We start from the raw sequence: 24,190 nt of genomic DNA on the forward strand, positions 1-24,190 counted from the left end.
GGCGATGGCGAATGGCCGGCCGAGAGCCCGTCTCGACCAGTGACATGGGCGCCGCATTGTACCTGCCAGGGCTAGACTCTCCATCCCTCCCACGAGGTTCATCCACAGATTCTGTGGATAAAGCTGTGCATCAAGGCGTTTGAACCGTCCAAAAGCCCGATCACTGCGGCACCGGACTCAAGATGGTCATAAATTCGGCAACCGCGACAGGGTCTCGCAAACGCCAGCGGCCCGGCGTAAGCCGGGCCGCTGCGAGGGTGCCAAAACCTTGTTCTCGCTCAAGGTATCAGCCAGCAGAACATGCTGGCTCGGCAAGGGTGACGCTGGTCAAAGGGCGTTTTGGTCAGTCGAAGACCATTTCCGGGACGTCATCCGGCACGATCAGCTTGCCGGCGGTCTTTTCCTTGATCTCCTCGACACTGACGCCCGGTGCCCGCTCCTTGAGGATAAAGGCGCCGTTATCGATCTCCAGATAGGCCAGATCAGTCAGCACACGATTGATGCAGCCGGCACCGGTCAGCGGCAGGCTGCAGGACTCCAGCAGCTTGGAAGTGCCGTCCTTGGAGGCATGGGTCATGGTGCAGATGATGTTTTCGGCACCCGCCACCAGGTCCATGGCTCCGCCCATGCCCTTGATCAGCTTGCCCGGGATCATCCAGGAAGCGATGTTGCCGTTCTGGTCAACCTCGAAGGCGCCCAGCACCGTCAGGTCGACGTGACCGCCGCGAATCATCGCGAAGGACTCCGCCGAGGAAAAGATCGCCGACCCCGGACGCGCGGTGACGGTCTGCTTGCCTGCGTTGATCATGTCCGGATCGACCTCTTCCTCGGTGGGGTAACGCCCCATGCCGAGCAGACCGTTCTCGGACTGCAGCATCACGTCCATGCCTTCCGGAATATAGTTTGCCACCAGGGTCGGAATGCCGATGCCCAGGTTCACGTAGAAGCCGTCTTCGAGTTCGCGCGCGACACGCTGCGCCATCTGTTCACGAGTGAGTGCCATCTTGATGCCTCTTTGCTGTTCTTTGGAGAAGTCGTTGCGTCAGGGCGATGCGCCTGATCAGCCCTGGTGTACGGTGCGCTTCTCGATACGCTTCTCGAAGGTGCCCTGGATCAGGCGGTCGACGTAGATACCGGGCGTGTGGATCTCGGCCGGATCCAGCTCGCCCGGCTCGACGATCTCTTCGACCTCGACCACCGTGATCTTGCCGGCGGTGGCGACCATGGGATTGAAGTTCTGGGCGGTCTTGCGATAGACCACATTGCCGTAGCGATCGGCCTTCCAGCCCTTGACGATGGCGAAGTCACCGACGATGGCCTCTTCGAGGATATAGTGGCGACCGTTGAACTCGCGCACTTCCTTGCCCTCACCGATGGGGGTGCCATAGCCGGTCGCCGTGTAGAAGGCGGGAATACCTGCACCACCGGCGCGCATCTTTTCGGCCAGGGTCCCCTGCGGGGTCAGCTGCACATCGATCTCGCCGTCGAGCATCTGACGCTCGAACAGGGCGTTCTCGCCCACGTAGGAGGCCAGAATCTTGCTGATCTGACGGTCCTCCAGCAGCACCCCGAGGCCAAAGCCATCGACGCCACAGTTGTTGGAGACCACCGTGAGGTCCTTGACCCCGCGACGCTTGATCTCGGCGATCAGGTTCTCCGGAATGCCGCAGAGACCGAAGCCTCCGGCCAGCACCGTCATACCGCTCTCGATGCCGTCCATCGCCTCTTCATAGGAATACACGCGCTTGTCGAATCCGGCCATGTGGGGCGCCTCGTCTGTCGATGAAAGTGAAAGGAGAGGTGGCGAACCGGCACCGTTCCGGTGCCCCGCCCTGCCTCAAGGTAGCACTGAAGGCAGTGTTGCTCGCCCCCATATATTTGTTAAGTTTGTTTTCTTTATTGATTATTTATATCTTTAAATAAATTTGACCTTGGTAGCATGTCGTGACCGTCAAGCAACTGCGTGCCTTTCTGGCGGTGGCCAGAACCCTGAGCTTCACCCAGGCCTGTGAACAGCTCCACCTCTCCCAGCCGGCGCTGAGCCTGGCGATCAAGGGTCTCGAGGACAGCCTAGGCGGTAGACTGCTGATCCGCACGACCCGAAGCGTCCGCCTGACCCCCGAAGGTGAGTCCCTGGTGCCGCTGGCCAAGCGCTTGCTGGTGGAATGGGACAACACCGAGGACGCCCTGCGCCAACGCTTCACCCTGCAACTTGGACGGCTCTCCCTGGCCGCCATGCCGGCCTTTGCCGGCAATCTGCTGGCCCCGGCGCTGGGGGTGTTTCACCGCCAGCACCCGCGCATCAACGTCACCGTGCATGACGTGGTCAACGAGCAGGTGATCGACATGGTGCGCCAGCGCCAGGTGGAGATGGGCATCGCCTTCGAGCCGGAGGCCACCGGCAGCCTACACTTCACTCCGCTGTTTCACGACCGCTTCGTGGCCGTGCTGCCCCCACGCTCGCCTCTGGTACAGCATTCAAGCCTCGACTGGGAAAGCCTGATGAGCTGGGACTTCGTGGCGCTGCAGCGGCCCTCCATGGTACGCCGCCTGCTGGAACAGCAGCTCGGTGCCCGACACGGGGCTCTCAAGGTAGCCTTCGAGACCCATCAGCTCGCCAGCGTCGGACGCATGGTGGCCAATGGCCTGGGCGTCAGCGCGGTGCCCTCGCTGTGCCTGCGTCAGATGCAGGAGGCCGGCGCGGTCTGCCGCCCGCTCAAGGATCCCGTCATCGAGCGCGCCGTGGGGGTGGTCACCTGGAATCCCCATGAGCTGTCGGTGGCCGCCCGCGCCATGCTTCAGGTACTGGTCGACAATATCGAGACACCGACCCTCTCAGAAGCATGACGCCGACATGGCCGTGGACCCTCGCACTGGGCAGCCGGCACCGGATCCATTAGGATTGGCGGGCCTGCCTCGCCCACTGTCACGGCCAGGCGACACCCGCTCTATCTGCTGTTGCGAGGTTATCCAAGGAATGTCGACCCTCAAGGGCCTGATCAGCGTTCTGCTGCTGGTTGGCAACACGCTATTCTGGACCATCCCGTTGGTGATCCTGACCCTGCTCAAGGTGGTCACCCCCGGGCGACGCTGGCAGCGGCGCGTGCTGGCCGGGCTCAACGCCATCGCCCTCAACTGGATCGGTTTCAACCTGTGGTGGATGCGTCACTGGATCAAGCCCGACCTTCGCATGTCGGTGCCCGAGGGACTGAGCCCGGACGCCTGGTATCTGGTGCTGTCCAACCATCGGAGCTGGACCGACATCTTCCTGCTGATGATGGCGTTTCATCGCAAGATCCCGATGCCACGCTTCTTTCTCAAGCAGCAGCTCATCTGGATCCCGGTAGTAGGCATGGCCTGGTGGGCACTGGAGTTTCCCTTCATGCGCCGCTACAGCAAGGAGCGCCTGGCCGCCAACCCACGCCTGGCCGAACGCGATCGCAAGGCCACCGAGCGCATGTGCAAGCGTGCCCGCGACGTCCCCATTGCCATCATCAACTTTGTCGAAGGGACCCGTTTCACCCCGGCCAAGCGCGAGGCCAGGCAAAGCCCCTTTCGCCATCTGTTGCGCCCCAAGGCCGGCGGCATCGCCCAGGTACTGAACCTGCTTGGCGATCGTCTCGACGCCATCATCGACCTCACCATCGACTACCAGTCGAGCCAACCCAGCTTCTGGCGCTTTCTGTGCGGCCAGGAGAAGGCCATTCGCCTTGATGCACGCCGCCTCGACGTGGCGCCGTGGATGCTGGAGGGGCGCTATCACGACGACCCGCACTACAAGGAACGCTTCCACTCATGGCTCAACGCCCTGTGGCAGAACAAGGACGCCTCACTCGACTCGCACCGCTGGTGATCGCCCTGCTGCTGGCCGGCTGCGCCGGTCAGGGGGCATCGCCGGCGTCATCGCAACGCAGCGCCAGCGTCGCCGGCAGCAGCATTGCCGGCGACTGGATCAGCGTGCAGCGCGGCGATACCCTCGGCTCCATCGCCCGCCGCGCCGGCGTACCGCTATTGCGACTGCAACGCTTCAATCCGGGTGTCGACGCCCGCCACCTGGCCGTGGGTCAGCGCCTGCTGGTGCCCTCTCATCAGGAGCGGGCGCCGTCCGGCGGCCCCTATCGCTATCAGATCCGCCCCGGCGACACCTATAGCGCCGTTGCCAGGCGCTTCGGCACCACCGCTCAGCGCATCCAGAGTGCCAACCCTGGCGTCCGCGCCACCGACCTCAAGGTCGGCCAGGTGATCCAGGTGCCGCTGGCCAGCCGATCGGTCGCCAGCCGCTCATCGTCCAGCAGCTCAGGCACGTCCAGCCCCTCTCGCTCCGCTTCGTTGCCGGATCCCGGTCCGGTCGCCTCAAACGCTCGTGGCTGGCCCTGGCCGCTGGACGACTACCGGGTGGTTCGCCGTTACGGCAAGGACAGCCGCGGCAGCCTGCAGCCGATGCTGCTGGCCACCGACGAGGGCGCCCGGGCCAAGGCCGTTGCCGATGGCCAGGTGCGGTTTGCCGACGGCATGCGCCAACTGGGCCAGGTGGTGATCGTGCACCACGCCGACAACCTGCAGAGTGTCTACGCGCTATGTGACGACCTGCTGGTCAAGCAGGGAGAACAGGTCAGCCGCGGCACCCCACTATGCGTGGTCGGCAAGCATGCCTCGACCGGCCGCCACGATCTGCTGTTCGACATGCGCCATGGCGGCAAGCCCATCGACCCGGACACCGTCCTTCGCTGAGCGCTGCGGGCCGAGTCGACGCAAGCACAGACCGCTTGTCCGTCGCCCGGCCCCGTCGACACCGTAACAGCCTGTTCATATCGCTGACCTGGAGATGTCATGCTGGAGCATCACTCTGTCTCGGGAGCGGGCCATACGGGGCCCGACCGGTACGAGGAATTCCATGCGCATCTGTCTGGTCAGCGAAACCTGGTCTCCTGATATCAATGGGGTCGCCCATACGCTGGGGCGCATCAGCCAGGAACTGCGTGCTCTTGGCGTGACGCTGCAGCTGGTCCGGCCGGCCCCCGTCGACGGCTCCACCGAGCCCGCCACCGGGATGGCCCACGAACTTCGCGTACGCGGCATGTCGATGCCGCGCTACAAGGAAGTGCGTATCGGCTGGGCCTCCGCCAGTCGTTTGCGCAGGCTATGGCGCGACAATCGTCCCGACGCCATCTATGTAGCGACCGAAGGCCCCTTGGGCTGGTCAGCCCTGCGCGCGGCAGAAAAGCTGGACATCCCCGTGGTCAGCGGCTGGCACACCAACTTCGATCACTACTGCCAGGACTATGGTCTGCCGTGGCTGGCGCCACTGGTACGCAATCGCCTGCGGCATTTTCACAATCGCTGTGCGGCGACCCTGGTACCGACCCATCAGCAAGCCCGGGAGCTTGCGCAAAGAGGCTTCGAGCGCGTCAGCGTCATGGCACGCGGCATCGAAGGCGATCGTTTCACCCCCGCCAAGCGTAGTCAGCAACTACGCGACAGCTGGGGGGTCGGCCAGCACCAGCCGGTGGCGCTTTACGTGGGCCGACTGGCGCCGGAGAAGAACCTGGAGCTGTTGCGCGACACCTTTCTCGACATGCTCGAGGCGCGCCCCGACATGCGCCTGGTGGTGGTGGGCGACGGCCCCGGGCGGGCATCGCTGGAAAAGGCCCTGCCGGACGCCATCTTTACCGGCTTCATCGATTCCGCCGAGATGCAGATCCACTACGCCAGCGCCGACATCTTCGTCTTTCCCTCGCTGTCGGAGACCTGGGGCAACGTCATTCTCGAAGCCATGGCCAGCGGCCTGGCGGTGGTAGCCTTCCGCCACGCGGCCGGCGCCGAGTTGATCACCACCGACAAGGATGGTGTCAGCGTCGCCGCCGGTGACAACGCCGAATTCCGCCAACAGGCGACAGCGCTATGCCAGCAGCAGGCACGCTACGCCCGCCTGGGCCGCGCCGCCCGGGAACGCGCCCTGGCCTACCGCTGGCCGTCCATCGCCCAGACCTTCCTCGACGCCCATCACCAAGCCCTGACGTCGGGAACCGGCCTGTCGGACCCCGCCAAGGCCTAGATCGCTCGTTGAACACCCCGCCGCCGGCCCGAGCGGCGGCGTGGAGGCCACAGGAAGCGGGCCCTAGCACGACACATGACGACAAAAGACGCTAGAAGACGACTTACCGCCAGGGAGATGTGACATGCCCACTAAAATCCCACAGATGTTCGACCGCCTGGATATGCTCGAGTGGCAACTGTGCCAGCGCACCGCCGGCCTCAGCATTCACCGCCCCTGGCTATCCACCTTGAAGATCTCCAGCAAGCTGGGCGACTGGCCGATCTGGGTGGCGCTGATCCTGGCGCTGCCGGCGATCCACGGCCGCGATATCGGTCTGCGCCTGATGCTCGAATACACCGTCACCGCCGTGGTGGCGATCGCGGTGTACAAGCTGCTGAAGACCCGTCTGTGTCGAGAGCGGCCCTTCATCACCTTTGGCGGCAGCATCCAGTGCAACGAACCGGCCAGGGACCGCTACAGCTTCCCCAGCGGCCACACCATGCACGCGGTGATGTTCTGCACCCTGGTCGCGGTACACAGCCCCGCCCTGCTGCCCTGGCTGCTGCCCCTGGCGGGCCTGATCGCCATCTCGCGGGTGGGTCTGGGACTGCACTACTACAGTGACGTCCTTGCCGGCGCGGCGCTCGGCTATGGCATGGCCCTGGCTAGCCTCGGGCTTTCCTCAACCACTCTGCTGATCGCGGCGTCCCACTGACGCCGCCTCGGGGGGCATCACCGCCGATCGCCCGCCGCTCGCCCGCACCTCCAGTACAAGCGCCACCGCTCCTGATCGGTGGCGCCAGCCAGCCTTCACTGGCATCCTGCTTGAATGCCTCCACATGACCCCAAAGCGCTGTTCAAATTGCTACACGAAGCACCACTCGAAGCGCCACCCCATACCCTGGTCGAGACCCCGCCGCTTTACTACCTGCCCGGGCTCATAAGCGAGTCCGACGCCAGCGACCTGCAGGATAGGCTGCGCCAGGAACTCGACTGGCAGCAGCCCGAACTGACCCTTTACGGGCGAAGCCATCCCATTCCCCGCCAGCAGGTATGGATGGGCGATCACGCCTATCGCTACTCCGGAAGGGACTTCGCGCCCTGCCCCTGGCATCCGTCGGTGGCGGCCCTGCGTGATCGTCTCAATGACCTGCTCGAACGGTTTTCAGCCGTCGACAAGAGCACTCCGACCAGCGCCTTCAATAGCGTACTGATCAACCGCTATCGCAACGGCGAGGACCGCATGGGCTGGCACTGCGATAACGAAGCGGAACTTGGCGACTGCCCTACCATCGCCTCCATCAGCCTGGGAGCGACCCGTCCCATGCGCTTTCGCTGGAAGGACCGCTCGTCCGAGGCCTTCAACGTCTGGCTCGAAAGCGGCAGCCTGCTATGGATGGGGCCAGGCTGCCAGGAACAGCTCGAACACGCCCTGCTGCCGCGCAAGATCCCGGGCGAGCGAATCAACCTGACCTTTCGTCGGCTTGTCGTCTGACCTGCAATGCCGGCGCCAGACCCGAGCCGTCTCTTTCTCCAGGACATAAAAACGGCGCCCTGTGGGCGCCGTTGATCGTTCATCCGATGGCACTTTCCGCCACGCAAGATAACGGTATAACGCGTTGTCTATCGAGATATCAGCCGCGTCATCACCCGCGATAGTAACCCGGTGTGATGACCGGCATGCGAGTCACCGTCATCGGCAGACGCTTGCCACGCACCTCGGCGTACACGGTGGTGCCGATCTCGGCGTGATCGAGGCTGACGTAGCCCATGGCCACCGGCTTGCCGACGCTGGGGCCAAAGCCACCGGAGGTCACCTGCCCGAGCAGACGATCGTCCTCGCTGTAGAGCTCGGCACCTTCGCGCACCGGGGCACGCCCCTCGCCCAGCAGACCGACGCGCTTGCGCTGGTGGTCCTTGACTTCGACCTGGTGCAGCACCAGATCAGCCCCCGGGAAGCCACCGGCGCGCTCGCCGCCACGACGACGCGGCTTGCCAATGGCCCAGATCAGCCCCGCCTCCACCGGCGTGGTGGTGGTGTCGATATCGTGGCCGTAGAGACAGAGCCCGGCCTCCAGGCGCAGGGAATCACGCGCCCCCAGGCCGATGGCCTCGACCTCTTCCTCGGCCAGCAGCTTGCGCGCCAGGGCGTCGGTCTGATCCGCCGGCACCGAGATCTCGAAGCCATCCTCGCCGGTATAGCCGCTGCGGCTGATCCACACCGGGATACCGTCGATGTCGAAGCGACCATGCTGCATGAACACCATCTCGCAGGCTGCCGGACACAGGCGCGCCATGACATCGGCGGTCTTCGGCCCCTGCAGCGCCAGCAGGCCGCGATCGACCACCTCGACTTCGTGGTCGGGCAGCCCGCGACGCAGATGGGCGATGTCCTGATCACGACAGGCCGCGTTGACCACCAGGTAAAGGTGGTCACCGGCGTTGACCGTCATCAGGTCATCGAGGATCCCGCCGTCTTCGCTGGTAAACAGGCCATAGCGTTGCATGCCTTCGGGCAGGCCGACCAGATCCGCCGGCACCAGGGTCTCCAGCGCGGCCAGCGCGTTCTCGCCACGAATCAGGATCTGCGCCATGTGCGAGACGTCGAACAGGCCGCAGGCCGCGCGGGTATGCTCGTGCTCTTTCTTGACCCCCAGCGGATACTGAACGGGCATGTCATAGCCCGCGAACGGGACCATCTTGGCCCCCAGCTCTCGATGCAGGGCATTCAGCGGTGTCGTCTTGAGTTCACTCATGGCGTTTCGTCTCGTGGTTCGTGAAAGAACCCTTGCAACGACAGGAGGTGCCCCTGAGGGCACCTCCCGTGGTCGGCTCAGGCTCAGGACTTGTCGTGATCAAGGGCCTCGCCCGGCAGGATGTCCTTGCCGTCGAAGTAGTCCTTGGTCAGCTTGAACACCACCGGCGACAGCAGCGCCAGGGCGATCAGGTTGGGAATCGCCATCATGGCGTTGAAGGTGTCGGCCATCAGCCAGATGAAGCCAAGCTGGGCCAGCGCACCCACCGGAATGGCCAGCACGAACAGTACCCGGTAGATCATGATGGAGCGGGTACCGAACAGGAACTGGAAGCACTTCTCGCCATAGAAGGACCAGCCAAGGATGGTGGTGAAGGCGAAGATCGCCAGGGCGATCGACACGATGGCCTCACCCCAGCCATTGGGCAGGGCATTGTCGAACGACAGCGCGGTCAGCGAGGCGCCGGCCTCACCGGTCTCCCAGATCGGCGCGGTCAGGATCACCAGGGCGGTGATGGTGCACACCATGATGGTATCGATGAAGGTACCGAGCATGGCGATCAGCCCCTGGCGAACCGGGTTCTTGGTCTGGGCCGCGGCGTGGGCGATCGGCGCGCTGCCAAGACCGGCCTCGTTGGAGAAGATACCCCGAGCGACACCGAACCGGATGGCCGCCATCACGGCTGCGCCGGCGAAGCCACCCATGGCGGCGTGGGGATTGAAGGCGTAGTAGAAGATGTTGCTCAGGGCGCCGCCGATCTGGTCGGCGTTGACCGCCAGGGCACTGACACCGGCGATGATGTAGGCGATACCCATGATCGGCACCAGCTTGCCGGCCACCTTGGCGATACGCTTGATGCCGCCGAGGATCACCGCACCGGCCAGCACCATGATCACCACACCGGTAATCCAGGGCTCGATGCCGAAGCTCGACTCGAGGGCGTCGGCCACCGAGTTGGACTGCACGGTGTTACCGATACCGAAGGCGGCCACGGCGCCGAAGAAGGCGAAGGCACCGCCCAGCCACAGCCACTTGCGGCCGAGTCCGTTCTTGATGTAGTACATCGGCCCACCGATATGGAAACCGGTGTCATCGGTCTCGCGATAGCGCACCGCCAGCACCGCCTCGGCAAACTTGGTGGCCATGCCCACCAGGGCGGTGATCCACATCCAGAACACCGCACCGGGGCCACCCAGGGCAATCGCCGTGGCCACACCGGCGATGTTACCGGTACCGATGGTCGCCGACAGCGCCGTCATCAAGGCGTTGAACGGCGAGATCTCGCCTTCATCCTTGCTTTCGGACTTGCTGTCACGCCCGCCCCACATCAGCTTGAACCCCATCCCCAGCTTGCGGATGGGCATGAGCTTGAGACCCAACTGGAGGTAGATACCCACCCCCAGCAACAGGATCAGCATGATCGGTCCCCACACCACCCCATTGATGGCGGAGAAGATATTGTTGAGTGCTTCCACGGAAGTCTCCCTTTTGACTCGGCACTTGTTGTTATGCGCTGTCGACCAGCAGAAAGCCTGTTTACCGTGAATTGTTATCGGAATAACAGGCATGTCAGACGAATCGACAGCACGGACCCGCCTACGATAGCGGATATTGTCGCAAGGGCACCAGCAACGCTTGTCCACGCTAACGCCGCTTCGCCAGCCGTTGTTTGCATGAACGTCAACCGTGTTTCCTATTGGAAACTTTTGCCACCTTAGCCAAGGCGTTTGGTCTTGGCAAATCCCCCTTTGGTCGCTGAAGGCCCCCGCGCCTCTTCGACGTCTGTAGCATAGTCGCCAACGTCGAATCATGCCGGGTCTCGCCACCAACGCGTCCATCACGTGCCATCCGCCCATCCCTATCACCTCACCGTGGCTTCAGCCACGGGCGTGGACTGGACGCCAACCGCGAGTCGTTCCACCCTATGTCTTGAGAGTGCGGCGACCACCCCGTTTTTCTCTCATCATGGACTCGCCAAACGCCGAGAATGGCGTTAGCATGCGCGAAACCGGAAAACCTTTTTCGTATAGGAAATCGAGATGAGCTCAATCCCCGCCAACCTGCGCTATGTCGACAGCCACGAATGGATTCAGGACAACGGCGACGGAACCGTCACCATCGGCATCACCGATCACGCTCAGGAAGCCCTGGGTGACGTGGTCTTCGTCGACCTGCCCGAGGTCGGCACCAGCCTCGCCAAGGGCGACGAATTCGGCGTTATCGAGTCGGTCAAGGCCGCCTCTGACCTCTATGCGCCGGTGGACGGCGAGATCGTCGAGGTCAACGAGTCCCTCGAGGACGCTCCGGAGACCGTCAACGAAGCGCCTTACGAGGATGGCTGGATCATGAAGGTGCGCCTCGACGACCAGAGCGCCCTCGACGACCTGCTCGACGCCGACGCCTATCAGGCGGTGGTCGACGCCGAAGGCTGAGCCGGGCCTCTGCGACCCGCGCCACCAGGGGGAGCCACTCCCTCCCCTCGCCGGGGCCATGTGGCCCCGGCCAACGCGCCCGCCACCACGCGAGGCAACCCGTTATTCATCCGGATCTTCGGGGTCCGTCACACTCAAGGTGTTCCATGGCTTTCGATACACGTCGCCTGGCCGAACTGGCCGATCACGATGCCTTTCTCCGTCGTCACAATGGTCCCGATGGGGACGACAGGGCCAAGATGCTGTCGGCCCTGGGTGTCGAAGGCATGGAGTCCTTGATCGACAAGACGGTGCCCGCCAACATCCGCCTGGGCCGTGAGCTCGATCTGGATCCCCCCAAGGCCGAAGCCGAGGCGCTGGACTACCTGTATCGTCTGGCCCGCCAGAACAAGGTCGCCCGCAGCTACATTGGCCAGGGCTACTACGACACCCACCTGCCGGCGGTCATTCAGCGCAACGTGCTGGAAAACCCGGGCTGGTACACCGCCTACACCCCCTATCAGCCCGAGATCTCCCAGGGCCGCCTGGAAGGCCTGCTGAACTTCCAGCAGATGGTGATGGACCTGACCGGGATGGAATTGGCCAACGCCTCGCTGCTGGATGAAGCCACCGCCGCCGCCGAGGCCATGGCGCTGTGCCGACGCTCCAACAAGAAGGCCAAGACCAATGCCTTCTTCGTTGCCGACGATGTATTCCCCCAGACCCTGGACGTACTCAAGACCCGCGCCTCCTGGTTCGGCTACGAGATCGTCATCGCCCCGGCGGAAGAACTCGCAAGCCATGACGTCTTCGGCGCACTGCTGCAGTACCCCGGCAATGACGGCCGCGTCCACGACCTGGCACCGCTGATCGCCGAGGCCAAGAAGCGTGGCGTGATGACCTGCGTTGCCACCGACCTGATGGCCCTGGTACTGCTCAAGGAGCCCGGCGCCATGGGCGCCGATATCGTGGTCGGCTCGAGCCAGCGTTTCGGCGTGCCGATGGGCTTCGGTGGCCCCCACGCTGCCTTCTTCGCCACCACCGACAAGCTCAAGCGCTCGATCCCCGGCCGTATCATCGGGGTGTCGAAGGATGCCCGCGGCAACACCGCCCTGCGCATGGCCATGCAGACCCGCGAGCAGCACATCCGTCGCGAGAAGGCCACCTCCAACATCTGCACCGCCCAGGCGCTGCTGGCCAACATCGCCGGCTTCTACGCGGTGTATCACGGCGCCGAGGGCCTGCGCACCATCGCCGGGCGCATCCATCGGCTGACCACCATCCTGGCCACCGGCCTGGCCCAGAAAGGCGTCAGCCTGGCCAACGACAGCTACTTCGACACCCTGCGTCTGACCGGGGTCGATCGCGGCAAGATCCACGGTCGAGCCATGACCCACGAGATCAACCTGCGCTACTTCGACAACGGCGACGTGGGTGTCAGCCTCGACGAGACCACCACCGCCCACGATCTGGACGCGCTGTTCGACGTGCTGCTGGGCGAGGAGCACGGCCTTGGCGTGCGCGAACTCGACGACGGCATCCTCGAGTCCCAGGCCAGCGGCATTCCCGCCGCCTGCCGACGCGAGAGCGACTTCCTTGAGCACCCGACCTTCCAGCGCTATCGCAGCGAAACCGAGATGCTGCGCTACCTCAAGCGCCTGGAGAACAAGGACCTGTCGCTGGCCCACGCGATGATTCCGCTGGGCTCCTGCACCATGAAGCTCAACGCCACCACCGAGATGATGCCGATCACCTGGCCGGAGTTCGCCCGCATCCATCCCTTCGCGCCGAAGGATCAGGTCGCCGGCTATCGCCAGATGATCGACGAACTGGCGGCCTTCCTGGTGGAGATCACCGGCTACGACCACATCTCGATGCAGCCCAACTCCGGCGCCCAGGGCGAATACGCCGGTCTGCTGGCGATCCGTCGCTACCAGGCGGCCCAGGGCGAGGGCCACCGTGACGTCTGCCTGATTCCCAGCTCCGCCCACGGTACCAACCCGGCCTCTGCTGCCATGTGCAGCATGCGCGTGGTGGTGGTGGAGTGCGACGAGGATGGCAACATCGACCTGGCCGACCTCAAGGCCAAGGCCGAGCAGCACTCACAGGCGCTGTCCGCGATCATGCTCACCTACCCGTCCACCCACGGGGTGTTCGAGGAAGGCGTGCGCGAGGCCTGCGACATCGTCCACGCCAACGGTGGCCAGGTGTATATCGACGGCGCCAACATGAATGCTCAGGTCGGCGTGGCACGTCCGGGTGACTTCGGCGGCGACGTCAGCCACCTCAACCTGCACAAGACCTTCTGTATCCCCCACGGCGGTGGTGGCCCCGGCATGGGCCCGATCGGTGTCAAGGCGCACCTGGCGCCCCACGTGGCCAACCACAGCGTGACCCCGATCGACGGTGTCGAAGAGGACTCCGGCGCGGTGTCCGCGGCGGCCTTCGGCTCGGCCTCGATCCTGCCGATCTCCTGGGCCTACATCAAGATGATGGGAGCACGCGGCCTGCGCGAGGCCACCGAGCTTGCCATCCTCGGCGCCAACTACATCGCCACTCGCCTGGAAGCGCACTATCCGGTGCTCTACAAGGGCCAGAACGGCACCGTGGCCCACGAGTGCATCATCGACATCCGTCCGCTCAAGGCGGCTTCCGGCATCAGCGAGGAAGACATCGCCAAGCGCCTGATGGACTACGGCTTCCACGCCCCCACCATGTCCTTCCCGGTGGCCGGCACCCTGATGATCGAGCCCACCGAGTCGGAGTCACTCTATGAGCTGGACCGCTTCTGTGACGCCATGATCGGCATCCGCGAGGAGATCGCCCGGGTCGAGAGCGGCGAGTGGAGCCTGGAGGACAACCCTCTGGTGAAGGCCCCGCACACCATGGCCGACCTGATGGACGCGGACTGGAACCGGGGCTACTCCCGCGAGATCGGCGCCTTCCCCTCCGAGGCGGTCAAGGGTGCCAAGTACTGGCCGGCGGTCAACCGGGTCGACAACGTGCTGGGCGATCGTCAGCTGATCTGCTCCTGCCCGAGCATCGACGAATACCGCGACTGATCCCGTCGCAGGCAAAGCACAGAACCCCGCCACGGCGGGGTTCTGTCGTTTATCGCATGTGTGCAGGAAGGACTGACGCCTCAACCCTCGGCCTGGCGACCCTCGGGGTGGCCGAAGCGCTCCAGGTGACGCTGCTCGCGAAAGGCCTCGAGCAGGTGGTGGTAGCGACTGGGGACCCGCGCCCCGCGTCGACTGACGAGGTAGAGCGTCTCGTCCATGGGGTGGGTCAGGGTCATCTCGCGCACCTGACGTTGCCAGGGCGAGGTCTCGAGCACCAGGCGCGAGACCACGCTGAAGCCGAGGCCACGGGCCACGGCGTCGAGCACCATGCCCACCTCGTTGGTGAAGCCCTGGCGCGGGAAGTGGCTCATGGAGCTGAAGTCGTCGGGAAAATTGGCTCGCAGCAGGCTACCGGCCTTGTCCAGACCATCGGTATAGCTGATGAAGCCAAGCCCCAGCAGGTCATTGAGGCTGGTGCCGGTAAAGTCCGCCGGTACTACCAGGCTCAAGGGTTCGTCGTGCCACGCCTCACACTCGAGATCCGGGTGACGGGTGACCTCGGTGACGATGCCGAGATCGTGCCGACCGGCCAGCACGTCGGCCAGGATCTCCTGATGGAAGGCGAAGCAATAGGATACGGTCAGCCCTGGATGCCGCTGCTGCTGGCCCAGGATAAACGGATAGAGCATGAGCCCGATGCTGCCGGGTGACGCCAACCGACACTCGCCGCTGTCGAGACTCTCGTCGTCCAGAGAGTGACGAAACTGTTCATGCTCGGAAAACAGCTTTACCGCGTAGTCGTAAGCTCGGCGGCCGGCCTCGGTCAGCCGGAAGCGGCGCCCCTGGCGCTCCAGCAGGGTCTTGTCCAGATAACGCTCGAGCTTGCGCACGTGCTGGCTCACCCCCGGCTGGGTCATCTCGAGACGCTGGGCGGTACGGGTGAAGCTGCCGGTCTCTACCAGGGTGATGAAGGTGCGGAAGTACAGGGCATTGAACATGGAGTGACGCCAGGGTGATCCGTCCGGTTTGCAGGCCAGCGACAAGCCAGGTCATGGCTGCTGCAAACCAAGGCCAATTGAGGAAATGCCCACGCAGTGCACGAGGCCCTTTCCTTGGGTCGGCATAGTCTACCACTTCGGCACGAAGCCCGCAGCGGTGCGCCCTGACGCCCGGCCGTGGTAGCATCGAGCCATGATAGAGCGTTCATTTCACACCACCTCCGACCAAGAGTTCACCACCATGCATGACCCCATCGCCGCCCGTGCCGACGCCATCCATGATGCCCTGATCGACATGGAGCGTGACGCCAGCGCCGAGGAGCTGTTTCCGCTGGGCTATCTGATTCCCCAGATCCCCCTGGTGGTGGACCAGCTGGACTACGACCCGAGCGAAGTCACCAGTGACGATTTCGACGCCGTCTTCCATGAATGGCTGGACGGCGCCTTTGCCCAGGACGGCATGAGCGACGCGGATCAGAGCGCCGTGCGCGCCCTCTTCAATCAGGCGTGTGCCAAGGCCCCTGCGCCCTGACACCCGCCCAGACAAGGAAGCCTTGTATGCCAGAGACCATTTCCACCACGATCTCCCCCGAGGGCAGCCTCGAGATTCTGTCCCAGCACGAGGTCAATCGTCTGCGCGACAGCTCCCAGACCGGCCTGCACGAGATGCTGCGCCGCTGTACGCTGGCGGTGCTCAATTCCGGCAACCCCATGGATGACGGCCTGGCCCTGCTGGAGACATACCCCAACTTCGATATCGAGCTTTTGCAGCAGGACCGCGGGGTACGTCTGAAGCTGACCGATGCCCCCGCCGAGGCCTTCGTCGACGGCCGCATGATTCGCGGCATCCGCGAACATATCTCCAGCGTGTTGCGCGACATCGTCTACGTCTACAACGAGATCCAGAACCAGTCGCGCTTCGACCTGGCCACCGGCGAGGGCACCACCAACGCGGTGTTCCACATCCTGCGCAAGGCCGGCACGCTCAAGCCTAGCCGGGATCCCAGCCTCGTGGTGTGCTGGGGTGGCCACTCGATCTCCCGCGAGGAGTACGAGTACACCAAGGACGTGGGCTACCACCTGGGGCTTCGCGATCTCGACATCTGCACCGGCTGCGGCCCCGGCGCCATGAAGGGACCGATGAAAGGCGCCAACGTCGCCCACGCCAAGCAGCGCCGCTACCCCGGCCGTTACCTGGGGGTGTCGGAGCCCGGCATCATCGCCGCCGAGGCACCGAATCCCATCGTCAACGAACTGGTGGTAATGCCGGATATCGAGAAGCGCCTGGAAGCCTTCGTGCGCCTGGGCCACGGTATCATCGTCTTCCCCGGCGGGGTCGGCACCGCCGAGGAAATCCTCTACCTGCTCGGCATCCTGCTGCACCCGGACAACGCCGACATGGAGTTTCCGGTGGTGTTCACCGGCCCCGCCAGCGCCGCCGAGTACTTCCAGCGAATCGACGAATTCCTGGTCTACACCCTCGGCGAGTCGGTGCGCGAGCTCTATCAGATCATCATCGATGACCCGACCGAGGTGGCCCGCACCATGCGCGCCAACATCGACAAGGTCACCGAGTATCGTCGCGCCCGCCAGGACGCCTTCTACTACAACTGGCGCCTGACCATCGCGCGTAACTTCCAGGAGCCCTTCGTGCCGACCCACGAAGCCATGGCGTCGCTGGCGCTGAACCGTGAACTGCCCAAGCACGAACTGGCCGCCAATCTGCGCCGCGCCTTTTCCGGCATCGTCGCCGGCAACGTCAAGGAACAGGGCATTCGCGCCATCGAGGCCCACGGCCCCTTCCGCCTGCACGCCGAGGCCGACCTGATGGAGAAGCTCGACGCCCTGCTGACGTCCTTCGTCGCCCAGGGTCGCATGAAACTCGCGGGTGACTATGTCCCCTGCTATACCCTGGGCGGCGCTGTCGCCTGATCGCCCTTATCCGTATCCGCAGCACCATAAACACATCGCCCCGAGCCGCAAGGCTCGGGGCGATGTGCATTGAGACCTTCAATCAATCCCGCTTCGAGAACACCAGCACCACGGCGTGCAGCAACAGCCCCGCGGTCGCCCCCTGGGAAAGCACCGCCAGACCAAGCGCCATGCCATCGACCAGGGTGCTGTAGATCGCCATTACCACCAGGCCCACGACCATGCAGCCCAACAGGGTGAACAGCATGCGTAGAAAGCGCGAGCGTCCCGCGCCATCGAGCAACCGCCACTGAAACAGGCTGGCCAGGGCCAGTACGCCGAGCACGATATAGCCCAGCGTCTCGCGGGTATCGAGACCGGCCATCTGGTAGCGCGGCAGAGTCAGCGCAAGCACCAGCATCAGGCCGACCATCAGGCTCAGGCGAGCGGGGCTCGCGATCGCCCTGGCCATCAGGCCACCTTCAGGTTCTGACGGGCAATCCAGCCCTCGACCCAGGGCAGCGCCTCGTCATCGGCCATGAAGGTCTCCATGGCGTCGATCTCGAGCCGGTCGTCGAGGCGTGTTGCGCCCTGCTCCTCGAGCAGCTGGTCCAGGCGGCGCCCGGCGCCGCAGAAGGTTTCTCCGTAGGAGCTGTCGCCCAGGGCGATCAGGCCATAGCGAAGTTGCCCAAGGCCGGGACTCTTGTCCTGCAACTCGCGCACGAAGCTGACGAAATTACCCGGGAAGTCACCGCTGCCGGTGGTAGACACGCAGAACAGCGCCAGATCGGGTGCATCGTCTGTGACGTCGGCCAGGGTCGGGTTTTCGAGCACCGAAACCTCGTAGCCCGCGTCCTCGAATAACGGCTTGACCTGTTCGGCTACGTCGAGAGCACCACCGTACATGGTGCCAACCAGTATCTTGAGAGTAGGCATGTGATGGAATTACCTGAGAATTTTGGTCGGATTCTAGCACGTAGGCTGGCGCCTGCGCATCCCTCGGGCGCTGCAAGCCGTGTCTGGACCGGATACCATGGCAGGCCAGTTCACACTCCCCCGCCCACCGCCACCACACAAGCGAGAGCCCCATGCGCGAGACCTTCGAGGCCTGGATCACCCCCATCATGATCGGCGGCCTGATCCTGTTCATGTGCTTTATCATCTGGGACCTGGCGAAGCAGTCCAAGGCTGGCCGCTTCGGCACCCTGATGCTGTTCATCGTGCTTGGCGCCGGCATGCTGGGCTACGTGGCAAAGGTCGTCATTACCTGGTATCTGGAAGGCAAGGGGGTCTAGCACCGCTCCTGGAGACACTTGCACTCGTCGACTCTTCCACCAGAGCCTCGGCCTCCAGGTCGACATCGCCATTGTCCATGGCGTCGTTGTCTTACCGATTCTGCCGTTTTGTTCGTACCGCCGATATCAGGTATCGAACCATTGTTGTATACAGTTTGTCGTCCTACATTGAATACACTAGCGCTGCATAGTGTATTCAGTGACTAGAGACGCCCTGACAACAACCACAATGGCCAGGATCATGCAGACACCCCCCACGACACTGTTCGACTTCCACGGCCGGCCCGGCATAGCCCGGGCGCTGCCCATCTCGCTTCAACATGTGCTGGCGATGATCGCCGGCGTCATCACGCCGCCGCTTATCGTCGCCGGCGTGGTCGGCGCCACCCCGGCGGAAAAGCTCCAGCTGATTCAGGTAGCGGTGCTTGCCTCCGGCGTCTGCACCCTCTTCCACCTCTACGGCGTCTGGAAGTTCGGCGCCCGCCTGCCGGCCATCTTCGGTGTCGGCTTCGCCTATGTGCCAACGCTGATCGCCGTCGGCGCCCAGTACGGCATCGAGGGCATCCTGGGCGCCCAATTGATCGGTGGCATCACCATGATGGTGGTGGGCTACTTCATCCAGTTCATCCGCCACCTCTTTCCCCCGGTGGTGGCGGGCACCGTGGTGCTGGTGATCGGACTGTCGCTGTACGACATCGCCATCCGCTACATGGCTGGCAGTGGCAACGTCAACGCCGAAGGCTTCGGTGACCTCGTCAACTGGGGCCTGGGCGTTCTGACGCTGGTCACCGTCCTGGTGGCGTCCCAGTTCGGGCGCGGCGTGGTCAAGCTGTCGGCCATCATCATCGGCATGCTGGTGGGCTATCTGGTCGCCATACCGCTGGGCATGATCGACTTTTCCCCGGTGAACAACGCCCCATGGCTGGCGGTGCCGGAGTTGATGCCGTTCGAGATGGAGTTTCACTCTGCGGCCATCATTTCCATGGTGGTGATCTGCGTGATCAATTCGGTCCAGACGATTGGCGATCTCTCCGCGACCAGCGTGGCGGGGATGAACCGGGAACTGGCGACAAAGGAACTCACCGGCGGCCTGCTCGGCAATGGCCTAACGACCACCCTGAGCACCTTCTTCGGTGCCCTGCCGACCTCCACCTACAGCCAGAACGTCGGCATCGTGGCGATCACCAAGGTCATCAGTCGAAGCGTCTTCATGCTGGGGGGTGTCATCGTGCTGCTGGCCGGCCTCAGCCCCAAGTTCGGCGCGCTGATGACGACCATCCCCTATCCGGTCATCGGTGGCGCCACCATCACCGTGTTCGGGATGATCACGGTGACCGGTATCCAGCTATTGATCAAGGACGAGATGACCGCCCGCAACATGACCATCGTCGGGCTGTCGCTGGCCCTCAGCCTGGGCATCACCTCGGTGCCGTCGGCGATCGAGCAGTTCCCGGAAACGGTCAAGGACGTGGTCACAGGTGCACCCATCGTGATCGCCGCGATCAGCGCCTTCCTGTTGAACCTGCTGTTGCCGCGCAAGACACTGGCCCAGGAGGCCCAGGAAAGGGAGGAAGAAGCCCGACAGACGAATCTCGATCGCCAGAGCACCGAGGAAGGCTGACGCCCGGTGCGCCGCTGACCTTGATATCAGCAACGGCTGCAAAGGCTCTGCTGCAAGGCTCCACTCCAGCCCCGCCACAAAAAAAGCGCCGCCCCCTTGGGGCGGCGCTTTTTACGATGACACTTTGCGTCACGACCTTCGGTTACGACACTTCTTCAGGGTGACGCCTTTACGGGCCGGAACCTTTCAAGACGGCGCAAGACGTCGCAAGACGACACCATCGTGGAGCAACGCTTGGCGATCGGGCGAGGCCAGCAAAGCCAAGGCTTCACTCCTCTAGGCTTCCTCGGGATGCCCCACCTGGCTTTTCAATTTCTGCCCGGGCCGGAAGGTCACCACACGCCGAGCCGAGATCGGAATCTCTTCTCCCGTCTTGGGGTTTCGCCCAGGCCTTTCACGCTTGTCGCGCAGGTCGAAATTGCCGAATCCCGACAGCTTGACCTGCTCGTTTTCCCGTAGACAGGCGCGAATTTCCTCGAAGAAGGCTTCCACCATGGTCTTCGCCTCCCGCTTGGACAGGCCGAGCTCGGTATGCAGATGCTCGGCCAGTTCTGCCTTGGTCAACGCTCCCATGTTCTTATCCTCATGGTGATGGTCACGCCAACCGTCCGCGCCCGTCAGGGGAAAGCGTCAGGCACGCAGCTCGGCATCGAGTCCCTGCCGAGCCGTTGCCACGATGGCATCGACCAACTGATTGATTTCTTCGTCATTTAGCGTGCGCGAAGGATGCTGCCAGGTCAAGCCCAAGGCCACACTCTTACGACCTTCGGCTACGCCTTTACCCTGATAGACGTCGAAAAGCCCCAGTTCGGTGAGCCATTCACCGGCTTCGGCACGCACGCGGTCGAGCAGCGCCTGCACCGGCTGGTCCTCATCCACCACAAAGGCCAGGTCGCGACGCACCTCGGGATACCGTGACAGCGGCGCAAAGGCAGGGATGCTGCCCTGGCTGAGCGCATCGAGGCGCACCTCGAACAGCACGGCGTCGGTCTTGAGACCAAGCTTGGCCTTGACCGCCGGGTGCAGGGTGCCGATCCAGCCGGCTTCCTCGCCGCGATGGAGGATGCGCGCGCACTGTCCGGGATGCAGTGACGGGTGCTCGCCCGGCTCGAAACGCCAGGCGTCGGCGCTGCCGGTCACTTCGAACAGACTCTCGAGGTCACCCTTGAGATCGAAGAAGTCGACCTTGTCGCGACCGCCAGCCCAGCCTTCGGGAAGGCGCGAGCCGCAGACGATGGCGCCGAGCATCGGCACCTGCTCCAGTTCATCGAGCTCACCGCGGAAAATGAGGCCGCTCTCGAACAGGCGCACGCGGGTCTGCTGGCGATTGAGATTGTGCTCAAGCGCCCTGACCAGGCCCGGGAACAGGCTCGCCCGCATCACCGACAGATCCGCAGAAATCGGGTTGGCCAGCACCGGCGACACCGCTTCGGGCAGCAGCACACGCTGCAGCTCCGGGGCGACGAAACTGTAGGTGATCGCTTCCTGGTAGCCACGTGCGGTCATTTGACGACGCAACCGCGACAACGGGCTCCTGGACTCATGGTCTGCCTTGAGTGCCAGACGCACGGCGGGGCGACGCACCGGCAAACGGTTATAGCCGTGAATCCGCGCCACTTCCTCGATCAGGTCTTCCTCGATGGTGACGTCGAAACGCCAGCTCGGCACCTTGACCCGGAAGCCAGCGTCGATGCTTTCCACCGCCATGCCCAGGCGCTCGAGGATCTCGCCGACCTCGGCGTCGTCCAGGCGCTTGGACAGCGCCTTGGCCAGCCGCTCGGTGCGCAGGGTCACCTCACGCTGAGCCGGCAGGTGCGCGTCGGATGCCTGCTCATTGAGCGGCCCGGCTTCGCCGCCGCAGATGGCGATCAGAAGCTCGGTGGCCCGCTCGATGGCACGGCGCGTCAGCTCGGGATCGACGCCGCGCTCGAAACGATGCGAGGCATCGGTGTGAAGCCCGTAGGAGCGCGCTTGCCCGGCCACCGCCAAGGGGGTGAAGAAGGCGCCTTCCAGGAAGATATCGCGGGTGGCCTCGCTGACACCGGAGTGTTCGCCGCCCATCACGCCGGCCAGGGCCAGCGGCCCCTTCTCGTCGGCGATGATCAGGGTGCTCGGGTCGAGACTGACGGTCTGGCCATCGAGCAGCACAAGCTCCTCGCCCTGGCGCGCTAGACGCACAATCACGGCACCCTCGAGGTTGGCACGATCGAAGGCATGCAGCGGCTGGCCCAGCTCCAGCATCACGTAGTTGGTCACGTCTACCGCCGGATCGATGGCGCGCACACCGCTACGGCGCAGACGCTCGACCATCCACATCGGCGTGGGACGGCTGATATCGACGCCCTTGATCAGACGGCCGATATAGCGCGGGCAGCGCTCTGCGTCCTCGACCCTGATCGGGAAGGTTTCGTCATGACTGGCCGCAACCTCGGAGATCTGCGGCTCGTTCAGGCCAAGACGGTTGAGCACGCCAACCTCGCGGGCCAGGCCCTGGACGCTCAGACAGTCGCCGCGGTTCGGCGTCAGATCGACCTCGATGGTGTGGTCATCCAGGCCCAGGTAGTCGCGCAGGGCGGTGCCCACCGGAGCGTCCTCGGGCAACACCAGGATACCCTCGGAGGTGCCCTCCTCCAGGCCCAGCTCCGAGGCGGAGCAGATCATGCCGCGGGACTCGACGCCCCTGAGCTTGGCCTTCTTGATCTTGAAGTCACCCGGCAACACCGCGCCCACGCGGGCGAAGGGGATGTGCTGACCGGCGGCCACATTGGGTGCGCCACACACCACCTGCACGGTCTCGCCGCTACCGTCGTCGACCTGACAGACGTTGAGCTTGTCGGCATCAGGGTGCGGGGCCTTGTCGACCACCTTGGCCACCACGACGTCGCTGAAGGCCGCCGCCACGGGTTCGACGGCGTCCACCTCGAGCCCCGCCATGGTGATCTGGTCGGCAAGCCCCTGGGTGGAAAGCTGCGGAGATACCCACTCACGCAGCCACTGTTCGGATACTTTCATGAGGACTCCTTGACGTCCTGTTCCTGCATTCGATGTTCTTTATCGAGCCCTCTGGCCCGCAGCGCTCAGTGAAACTGACGAAGAAAGCGCAGATCGTTTTCAAAGAACAGGCGCAGATCGTTGACGCCGTAGCGCAGCATGGCCAGGCGCTCGGCACCCATACCGAAGGCGAAACCGGTATAGCGCTCGGGATCGATGCCGCCGTGACGGAAGACTTCCGGGTGGACCATGCCGCAGCCCATCACCTCGAGCCAGCCGGTGTGGGAGCACACACGGCAGCCCTCACCGGCGCACATCACGCAGGCGATATCGACCTCGGCGGAGGGCTCGGTGAAGGGGAAGTAGGACGGACGGAAACGTACCGACAGGTCATCGCGCTCGAAGAAGGCATGCAGAAAGTCTTCGATGGTGCCCTTGAGGTCGGCGAAACTGACGTCTTCCTCGATCAGCAGGCCTTCGACCTGATGAAACATCGGGGTATGGGTCAGATCCGAGTCACTGCGGTACACCCGACCCGGGCAGACGATGCGGATCGGCGGCTCCTCGGCCTTCATGGTGCGCACCTGGACCGGCGAGGTGTGGGTGCGCAACAGCCGGGTGGCGTCGAAATAGAAGGTGTCGGCCATGCCCCGCGCCGGATGGTGGGCCGGGATGTTCAAGGCTTCAAAGTTGTGGTGGTCGTCTTCGAGCTCTGGCCCCACCGCCACCTCGTAGCCGATGCGACGGAACAGGCCTTCGATACGCTCCAGGGTGCGTGTCACCGGATGCAGGCCACCGGTGGGCTGTCCACGACCCGGCAGGGTCACGTCCAGGCGTTCTGCGGCAAGCTTGGCGTCGAGTTCGGCCTTGGCCAGGGCCTCGCGCCGGGTATCGAGTTCCTTGGCCAGCTCCTGCTTGGCCTGGTTGATGCGCTCACCGGCCGCCGGGCGCTCCTCGGCGGGCAGCTTGCCGAGCCCCTTGAGCAGCGCGGTCAGTTCGCCCTTCTTGCCCAGGTACTTGACGCGAATCTCGTCGAGTGCGGCCATGGAGTCGGCTGACTGGATGGCGTCGCGAGCTTGTTGAACCAGGTCGGGAAGGTGGTCCATAC

Annotated in this window: 22 protein-coding genes; 12 read left to right on the forward strand and 10 right to left on the reverse strand. The window is 64.2% G+C overall.

Annotated elements, in window-relative coordinates:
* Nucleotides 1-343 precede the first annotated feature (343 nt).
* Together NFH97_RS19870 and NFH97_RS19875 are read right to left on the reverse strand one after the other, a co-directional pair.
* On the reverse strand, nt 344-1,003 hold the full coding sequence (locus NFH97_RS19870; protein ID WP_045991471.1) for a CoA transferase subunit B: 660 nt from the start codon (nt 1,001-1,003) through the stop codon (nt 344-346).
* Between the two features lie 57 nt (nt 1,004-1,060).
* On the reverse strand, nt 1,061-1,762 hold the full coding sequence (locus NFH97_RS19875; RefSeq protein ID WP_045991472.1) for a CoA transferase subunit A: 702 nt from the start codon (nt 1,760-1,762) through the stop codon (nt 1,061-1,063).
* A 182-nt stretch (nt 1,763-1,944) separates the two neighbouring features.
* Here NFH97_RS19875 and NFH97_RS19880 point away from each other — a divergent pair, with 182 nt between their 5' ends.
* The 6 genes from NFH97_RS19880 (at nt 1,945) to NFH97_RS19905 (ending at nt 7,532) form a co-directional block, all read left to right on the forward strand.
* The gene (locus tag NFH97_RS19880; RefSeq protein ID WP_045991473.1) at nt 1,945-2,847 is read left to right on the forward strand and encodes a LysR family transcriptional regulator; all 903 of its coding nucleotides are present in this window, start codon (nt 1,945-1,947) and stop codon (nt 2,845-2,847) included.
* A gap of 130 nt (nt 2,848-2,977) precedes the next feature.
* On the forward strand, nt 2,978-3,853 hold the full coding sequence (yihG, locus tag NFH97_RS19885; RefSeq protein WP_045991474.1) for a 1-acylglycerol-3-phosphate O-acyltransferase, YihG family: 876 nt from the start codon (nt 2,978-2,980) through the stop codon (nt 3,851-3,853).
* Nucleotides 3,796-4,731 (forward strand): LysM peptidoglycan-binding domain-containing protein, encoded by a 936-nt coding sequence (locus NFH97_RS19890; protein ID WP_349625423.1) that lies wholly within the window; start codon nt 3,796-3,798, stop codon nt 4,729-4,731. Before yihG ends, NFH97_RS19890 begins: the two co-directional genes overlap by 58 nt.
* 163 nt (nt 4,732-4,894) lie before the next feature.
* Nucleotides 4,895-6,055 carry a glycosyltransferase family 4 protein gene (locus tag NFH97_RS19895; protein ID WP_045991475.1) on the forward strand — a complete coding sequence of 387 codons (1,161 nt, stop codon included), beginning with the start codon at nt 4,895-4,897 and terminating at the stop codon, nt 6,053-6,055.
* Between the two features lie 124 nt (nt 6,056-6,179).
* The gene (locus NFH97_RS19900) at nt 6,180-6,752 is read left to right on the forward strand and encodes a phosphatase PAP2 family protein (protein ID WP_181248681.1); all 573 of its coding nucleotides are present in this window, start codon (nt 6,180-6,182) and stop codon (nt 6,750-6,752) included.
* Nucleotides 6,753-6,899: 147 nt separating this feature from the next.
* Entirely contained in the window at nt 6,900-7,532 is a 633-nt protein-coding gene (locus tag NFH97_RS19905) for an alpha-ketoglutarate-dependent dioxygenase AlkB family protein (protein WP_349625424.1), read from the forward strand.
* Between the two features lie 151 nt (nt 7,533-7,683).
* Here the strand turns inward: NFH97_RS19905 and gcvT are convergent, their stop codons facing one another.
* Both gcvT and NFH97_RS19915 read right to left on the reverse strand, forming a co-directional pair.
* On the reverse strand, nt 7,684-8,793 hold the full coding sequence (gene gcvT / locus NFH97_RS19910; RefSeq protein WP_045991477.1) for a glycine cleavage system aminomethyltransferase GcvT: 1,110 nt from the start codon (nt 8,791-8,793) through the stop codon (nt 7,684-7,686).
* An 83-nt stretch (nt 8,794-8,876) separates the two neighbouring features.
* The gene (locus NFH97_RS19915) at nt 8,877-10,268 is read right to left on the reverse strand and encodes an alanine/glycine:cation symporter family protein (RefSeq protein WP_045991478.1); all 1,392 of its coding nucleotides are present in this window, start codon (nt 10,266-10,268) and stop codon (nt 8,877-8,879) included.
* 564 nt (nt 10,269-10,832) lie between these two features.
* Here NFH97_RS19915 and gcvH point away from each other — a divergent pair.
* Both gcvH and gcvP read left to right on the forward strand, forming a co-directional pair.
* Nucleotides 10,833-11,225 (forward strand): glycine cleavage system protein GcvH, encoded by a 393-nt coding sequence (gcvH, locus tag NFH97_RS19920; protein WP_045991479.1) that lies wholly within the window; start codon nt 10,833-10,835, stop codon nt 11,223-11,225.
* 146 nt (nt 11,226-11,371) lie between these two features.
* Nucleotides 11,372-14,266: an aminomethyl-transferring glycine dehydrogenase gene (gene gcvP / locus NFH97_RS19925; RefSeq protein WP_349625425.1), complete on the forward strand. Its 2,895-nt coding sequence runs from the start codon at nt 11,372-11,374 to the stop codon at nt 14,264-14,266.
* An 80-nt stretch (nt 14,267-14,346) separates the two neighbouring features.
* Here the strand turns inward: gcvP and NFH97_RS19930 are convergent, their stop codons facing one another.
* Nucleotides 14,347-15,264 carry a LysR family transcriptional regulator gene (locus tag NFH97_RS19930; RefSeq protein ID WP_045991484.1) on the reverse strand — a complete coding sequence of 306 codons (918 nt, stop codon included), beginning with the start codon at nt 15,262-15,264 and terminating at the stop codon, nt 14,347-14,349.
* 241 nt (nt 15,265-15,505) lie between these two features.
* Here NFH97_RS19930 and NFH97_RS19935 point away from each other — a divergent pair, with 241 nt between their 5' ends.
* Together NFH97_RS19935 and ppnN are read left to right on the forward strand one after the other, a co-directional pair.
* Complete coding sequence (locus tag NFH97_RS19935) at nt 15,506-15,796, forward strand: YfcL family protein (protein ID WP_222516845.1); 291 nt, start codon at nt 15,506-15,508, stop codon at nt 15,794-15,796.
* Nucleotides 15,797-15,822: 26 nt separating this feature from the next.
* Complete coding sequence (gene ppnN / locus NFH97_RS19940; protein ID WP_108447897.1) at nt 15,823-17,196, forward strand: nucleotide 5'-monophosphate nucleosidase PpnN; 1,374 nt, start codon at nt 15,823-15,825, stop codon at nt 17,194-17,196.
* 82 nt (nt 17,197-17,278) lie between these two features.
* Here ppnN and NFH97_RS19945 read toward each other — a convergent pair whose 3' ends face one another.
* Together NFH97_RS19945 and NFH97_RS19950 are read right to left on the reverse strand one after the other, a co-directional pair.
* Nucleotides 17,279-17,647, reverse strand: a complete 369-nt coding sequence (locus tag NFH97_RS19945) for a hypothetical protein (protein ID WP_045991487.1) — start codon at nt 17,645-17,647, stop codon at nt 17,279-17,281.
* Nucleotides 17,647-18,111 (reverse strand): flavodoxin domain-containing protein, encoded by a 465-nt coding sequence (locus NFH97_RS19950; RefSeq protein WP_045991488.1) that lies wholly within the window; start codon nt 18,109-18,111, stop codon nt 17,647-17,649. The genes NFH97_RS19945 and NFH97_RS19950 overlap by 1 nt, the downstream gene beginning before the upstream one ends.
* 152 nt (nt 18,112-18,263) lie before the next feature.
* Between NFH97_RS19950 and NFH97_RS19955 the strand changes: the two genes are divergently transcribed.
* Together NFH97_RS19955 and NFH97_RS19960 are read left to right on the forward strand one after the other, a co-directional pair.
* Nucleotides 18,264-18,470: a DUF2788 domain-containing protein gene (locus NFH97_RS19955; protein ID WP_045991489.1), complete on the forward strand. Its 207-nt coding sequence runs from the start codon at nt 18,264-18,266 to the stop codon at nt 18,468-18,470.
* A 241-nt stretch (nt 18,471-18,711) separates the two neighbouring features.
* Nucleotides 18,712-20,091 (forward strand): uracil-xanthine permease family protein, encoded by a 1,380-nt coding sequence (locus NFH97_RS19960; RefSeq protein WP_349625426.1) that lies wholly within the window; start codon nt 18,712-18,714, stop codon nt 20,089-20,091.
* 276 nt (nt 20,092-20,367) lie between these two features.
* Here NFH97_RS19960 and ihfA read toward each other — a convergent pair whose 3' ends face one another.
* From ihfA to pheS, 3 genes are all read right to left on the reverse strand, one after another.
* Nucleotides 20,368-20,664: an integration host factor subunit alpha gene (gene ihfA / locus NFH97_RS19965; RefSeq protein WP_045991491.1), complete on the reverse strand. Its 297-nt coding sequence runs from the start codon at nt 20,662-20,664 to the stop codon at nt 20,368-20,370.
* A 57-nt stretch (nt 20,665-20,721) separates the two neighbouring features.
* On the reverse strand, nt 20,722-23,103 hold the full coding sequence (pheT, locus tag NFH97_RS19970) for a phenylalanine--tRNA ligase subunit beta (RefSeq protein ID WP_349625427.1): 2,382 nt from the start codon (nt 23,101-23,103) through the stop codon (nt 20,722-20,724).
* Nucleotides 23,104-23,168: 65 nt separating this feature from the next.
* Nucleotides 23,169-24,188 carry a phenylalanine--tRNA ligase subunit alpha gene (gene pheS / locus NFH97_RS19975; RefSeq protein WP_045991493.1) on the reverse strand — a complete coding sequence of 340 codons (1,020 nt, stop codon included), beginning with the start codon at nt 24,186-24,188 and terminating at the stop codon, nt 23,169-23,171.
* Nucleotides 24,189-24,190: the final 2 nt, after the last annotated feature.

Origin of the sequence: Halomonas sp. SCS19, assembly GCF_040147015.1 — a bacterium.
Taxonomy (GTDB): domain Bacteria; phylum Pseudomonadota; class Gammaproteobacteria; order Pseudomonadales; family Halomonadaceae; genus Halomonas; species Halomonas litopenaei.

What these genes read in the sequence shown, in the direction of transcription:
- NFH97_RS19870 (WP_045991471.1), bottom strand. Translation starts at nt 1,003, where the DNA reads ATGGCACTCACTCGTGAACAGATGGCGCAGCGTGTCGCGCGCGAACTC.
- ppnN (WP_108447897.1), top strand. Translation starts at nt 15,823, where the DNA reads ATGCCAGAGACCATTTCCACCACGATCTCCCCCGAGGGCAGCCTCGAG.
- NFH97_RS19935 (WP_222516845.1), top strand. Translation starts at nt 15,506, where the DNA reads ATGCATGACCCCATCGCCGCCCGTGCCGACGCCATCCATGATGCCCTG.
- NFH97_RS19950 (WP_045991488.1), bottom strand. Translation starts at nt 18,111, where the DNA reads ATGCCTACTCTCAAGATACTGGTTGGCACCATGTACGGTGGTGCTCTC.
- gcvP (WP_349625425.1), top strand. Translation starts at nt 11,372, where the DNA reads ATGGCTTTCGATACACGTCGCCTGGCCGAACTGGCCGATCACGATGCC.
- NFH97_RS19930 (WP_045991484.1), bottom strand. Translation starts at nt 15,264, where the DNA reads ATGTTCAATGCCCTGTACTTCCGCACCTTCATCACCCTGGTAGAGACC.
- NFH97_RS19955 (WP_045991489.1), top strand. Translation starts at nt 18,264, where the DNA reads ATGCGCGAGACCTTCGAGGCCTGGATCACCCCCATCATGATCGGCGGC.
- gcvH (WP_045991479.1), top strand. Translation starts at nt 10,833, where the DNA reads ATGAGCTCAATCCCCGCCAACCTGCGCTATGTCGACAGCCACGAATGG.
- NFH97_RS19890 (WP_349625423.1), top strand. Translation starts at nt 3,796, where the DNA reads ATGGCTCAACGCCCTGTGGCAGAACAAGGACGCCTCACTCGACTCGCA.
- pheT (WP_349625427.1), bottom strand. Translation starts at nt 23,103, where the DNA reads ATGAAAGTATCCGAACAGTGGCTGCGTGAGTGGGTATCTCCGCAGCTT.
- yihG (WP_045991474.1), top strand. Translation starts at nt 2,978, where the DNA reads ATGTCGACCCTCAAGGGCCTGATCAGCGTTCTGCTGCTGGTTGGCAAC.
- pheS (WP_045991493.1), bottom strand. Translation starts at nt 24,188, where the DNA reads ATGGACCACCTTCCCGACCTGGTTCAACAAGCTCGCGACGCCATCCAG.
- NFH97_RS19945 (WP_045991487.1), bottom strand. Translation starts at nt 17,647, where the DNA reads ATGGCCAGGGCGATCGCGAGCCCCGCTCGCCTGAGCCTGATGGTCGGC.
- NFH97_RS19875 (WP_045991472.1), bottom strand. Translation starts at nt 1,762, where the DNA reads ATGGCCGGATTCGACAAGCGCGTGTATTCCTATGAAGAGGCGATGGAC.
- NFH97_RS19895 (WP_045991475.1), top strand. Translation starts at nt 4,895, where the DNA reads ATGCGCATCTGTCTGGTCAGCGAAACCTGGTCTCCTGATATCAATGGG.
- ihfA (WP_045991491.1), bottom strand. Translation starts at nt 20,664, where the DNA reads ATGGGAGCGTTGACCAAGGCAGAACTGGCCGAGCATCTGCATACCGAG.
- NFH97_RS19900 (WP_181248681.1), top strand. Translation starts at nt 6,180, where the DNA reads ATGCCCACTAAAATCCCACAGATGTTCGACCGCCTGGATATGCTCGAG.
- NFH97_RS19960 (WP_349625426.1), top strand. Translation starts at nt 18,712, where the DNA reads ATGCAGACACCCCCCACGACACTGTTCGACTTCCACGGCCGGCCCGGC.
- gcvT (WP_045991477.1), bottom strand. Translation starts at nt 8,793, where the DNA reads ATGAGTGAACTCAAGACGACACCGCTGAATGCCCTGCATCGAGAGCTG.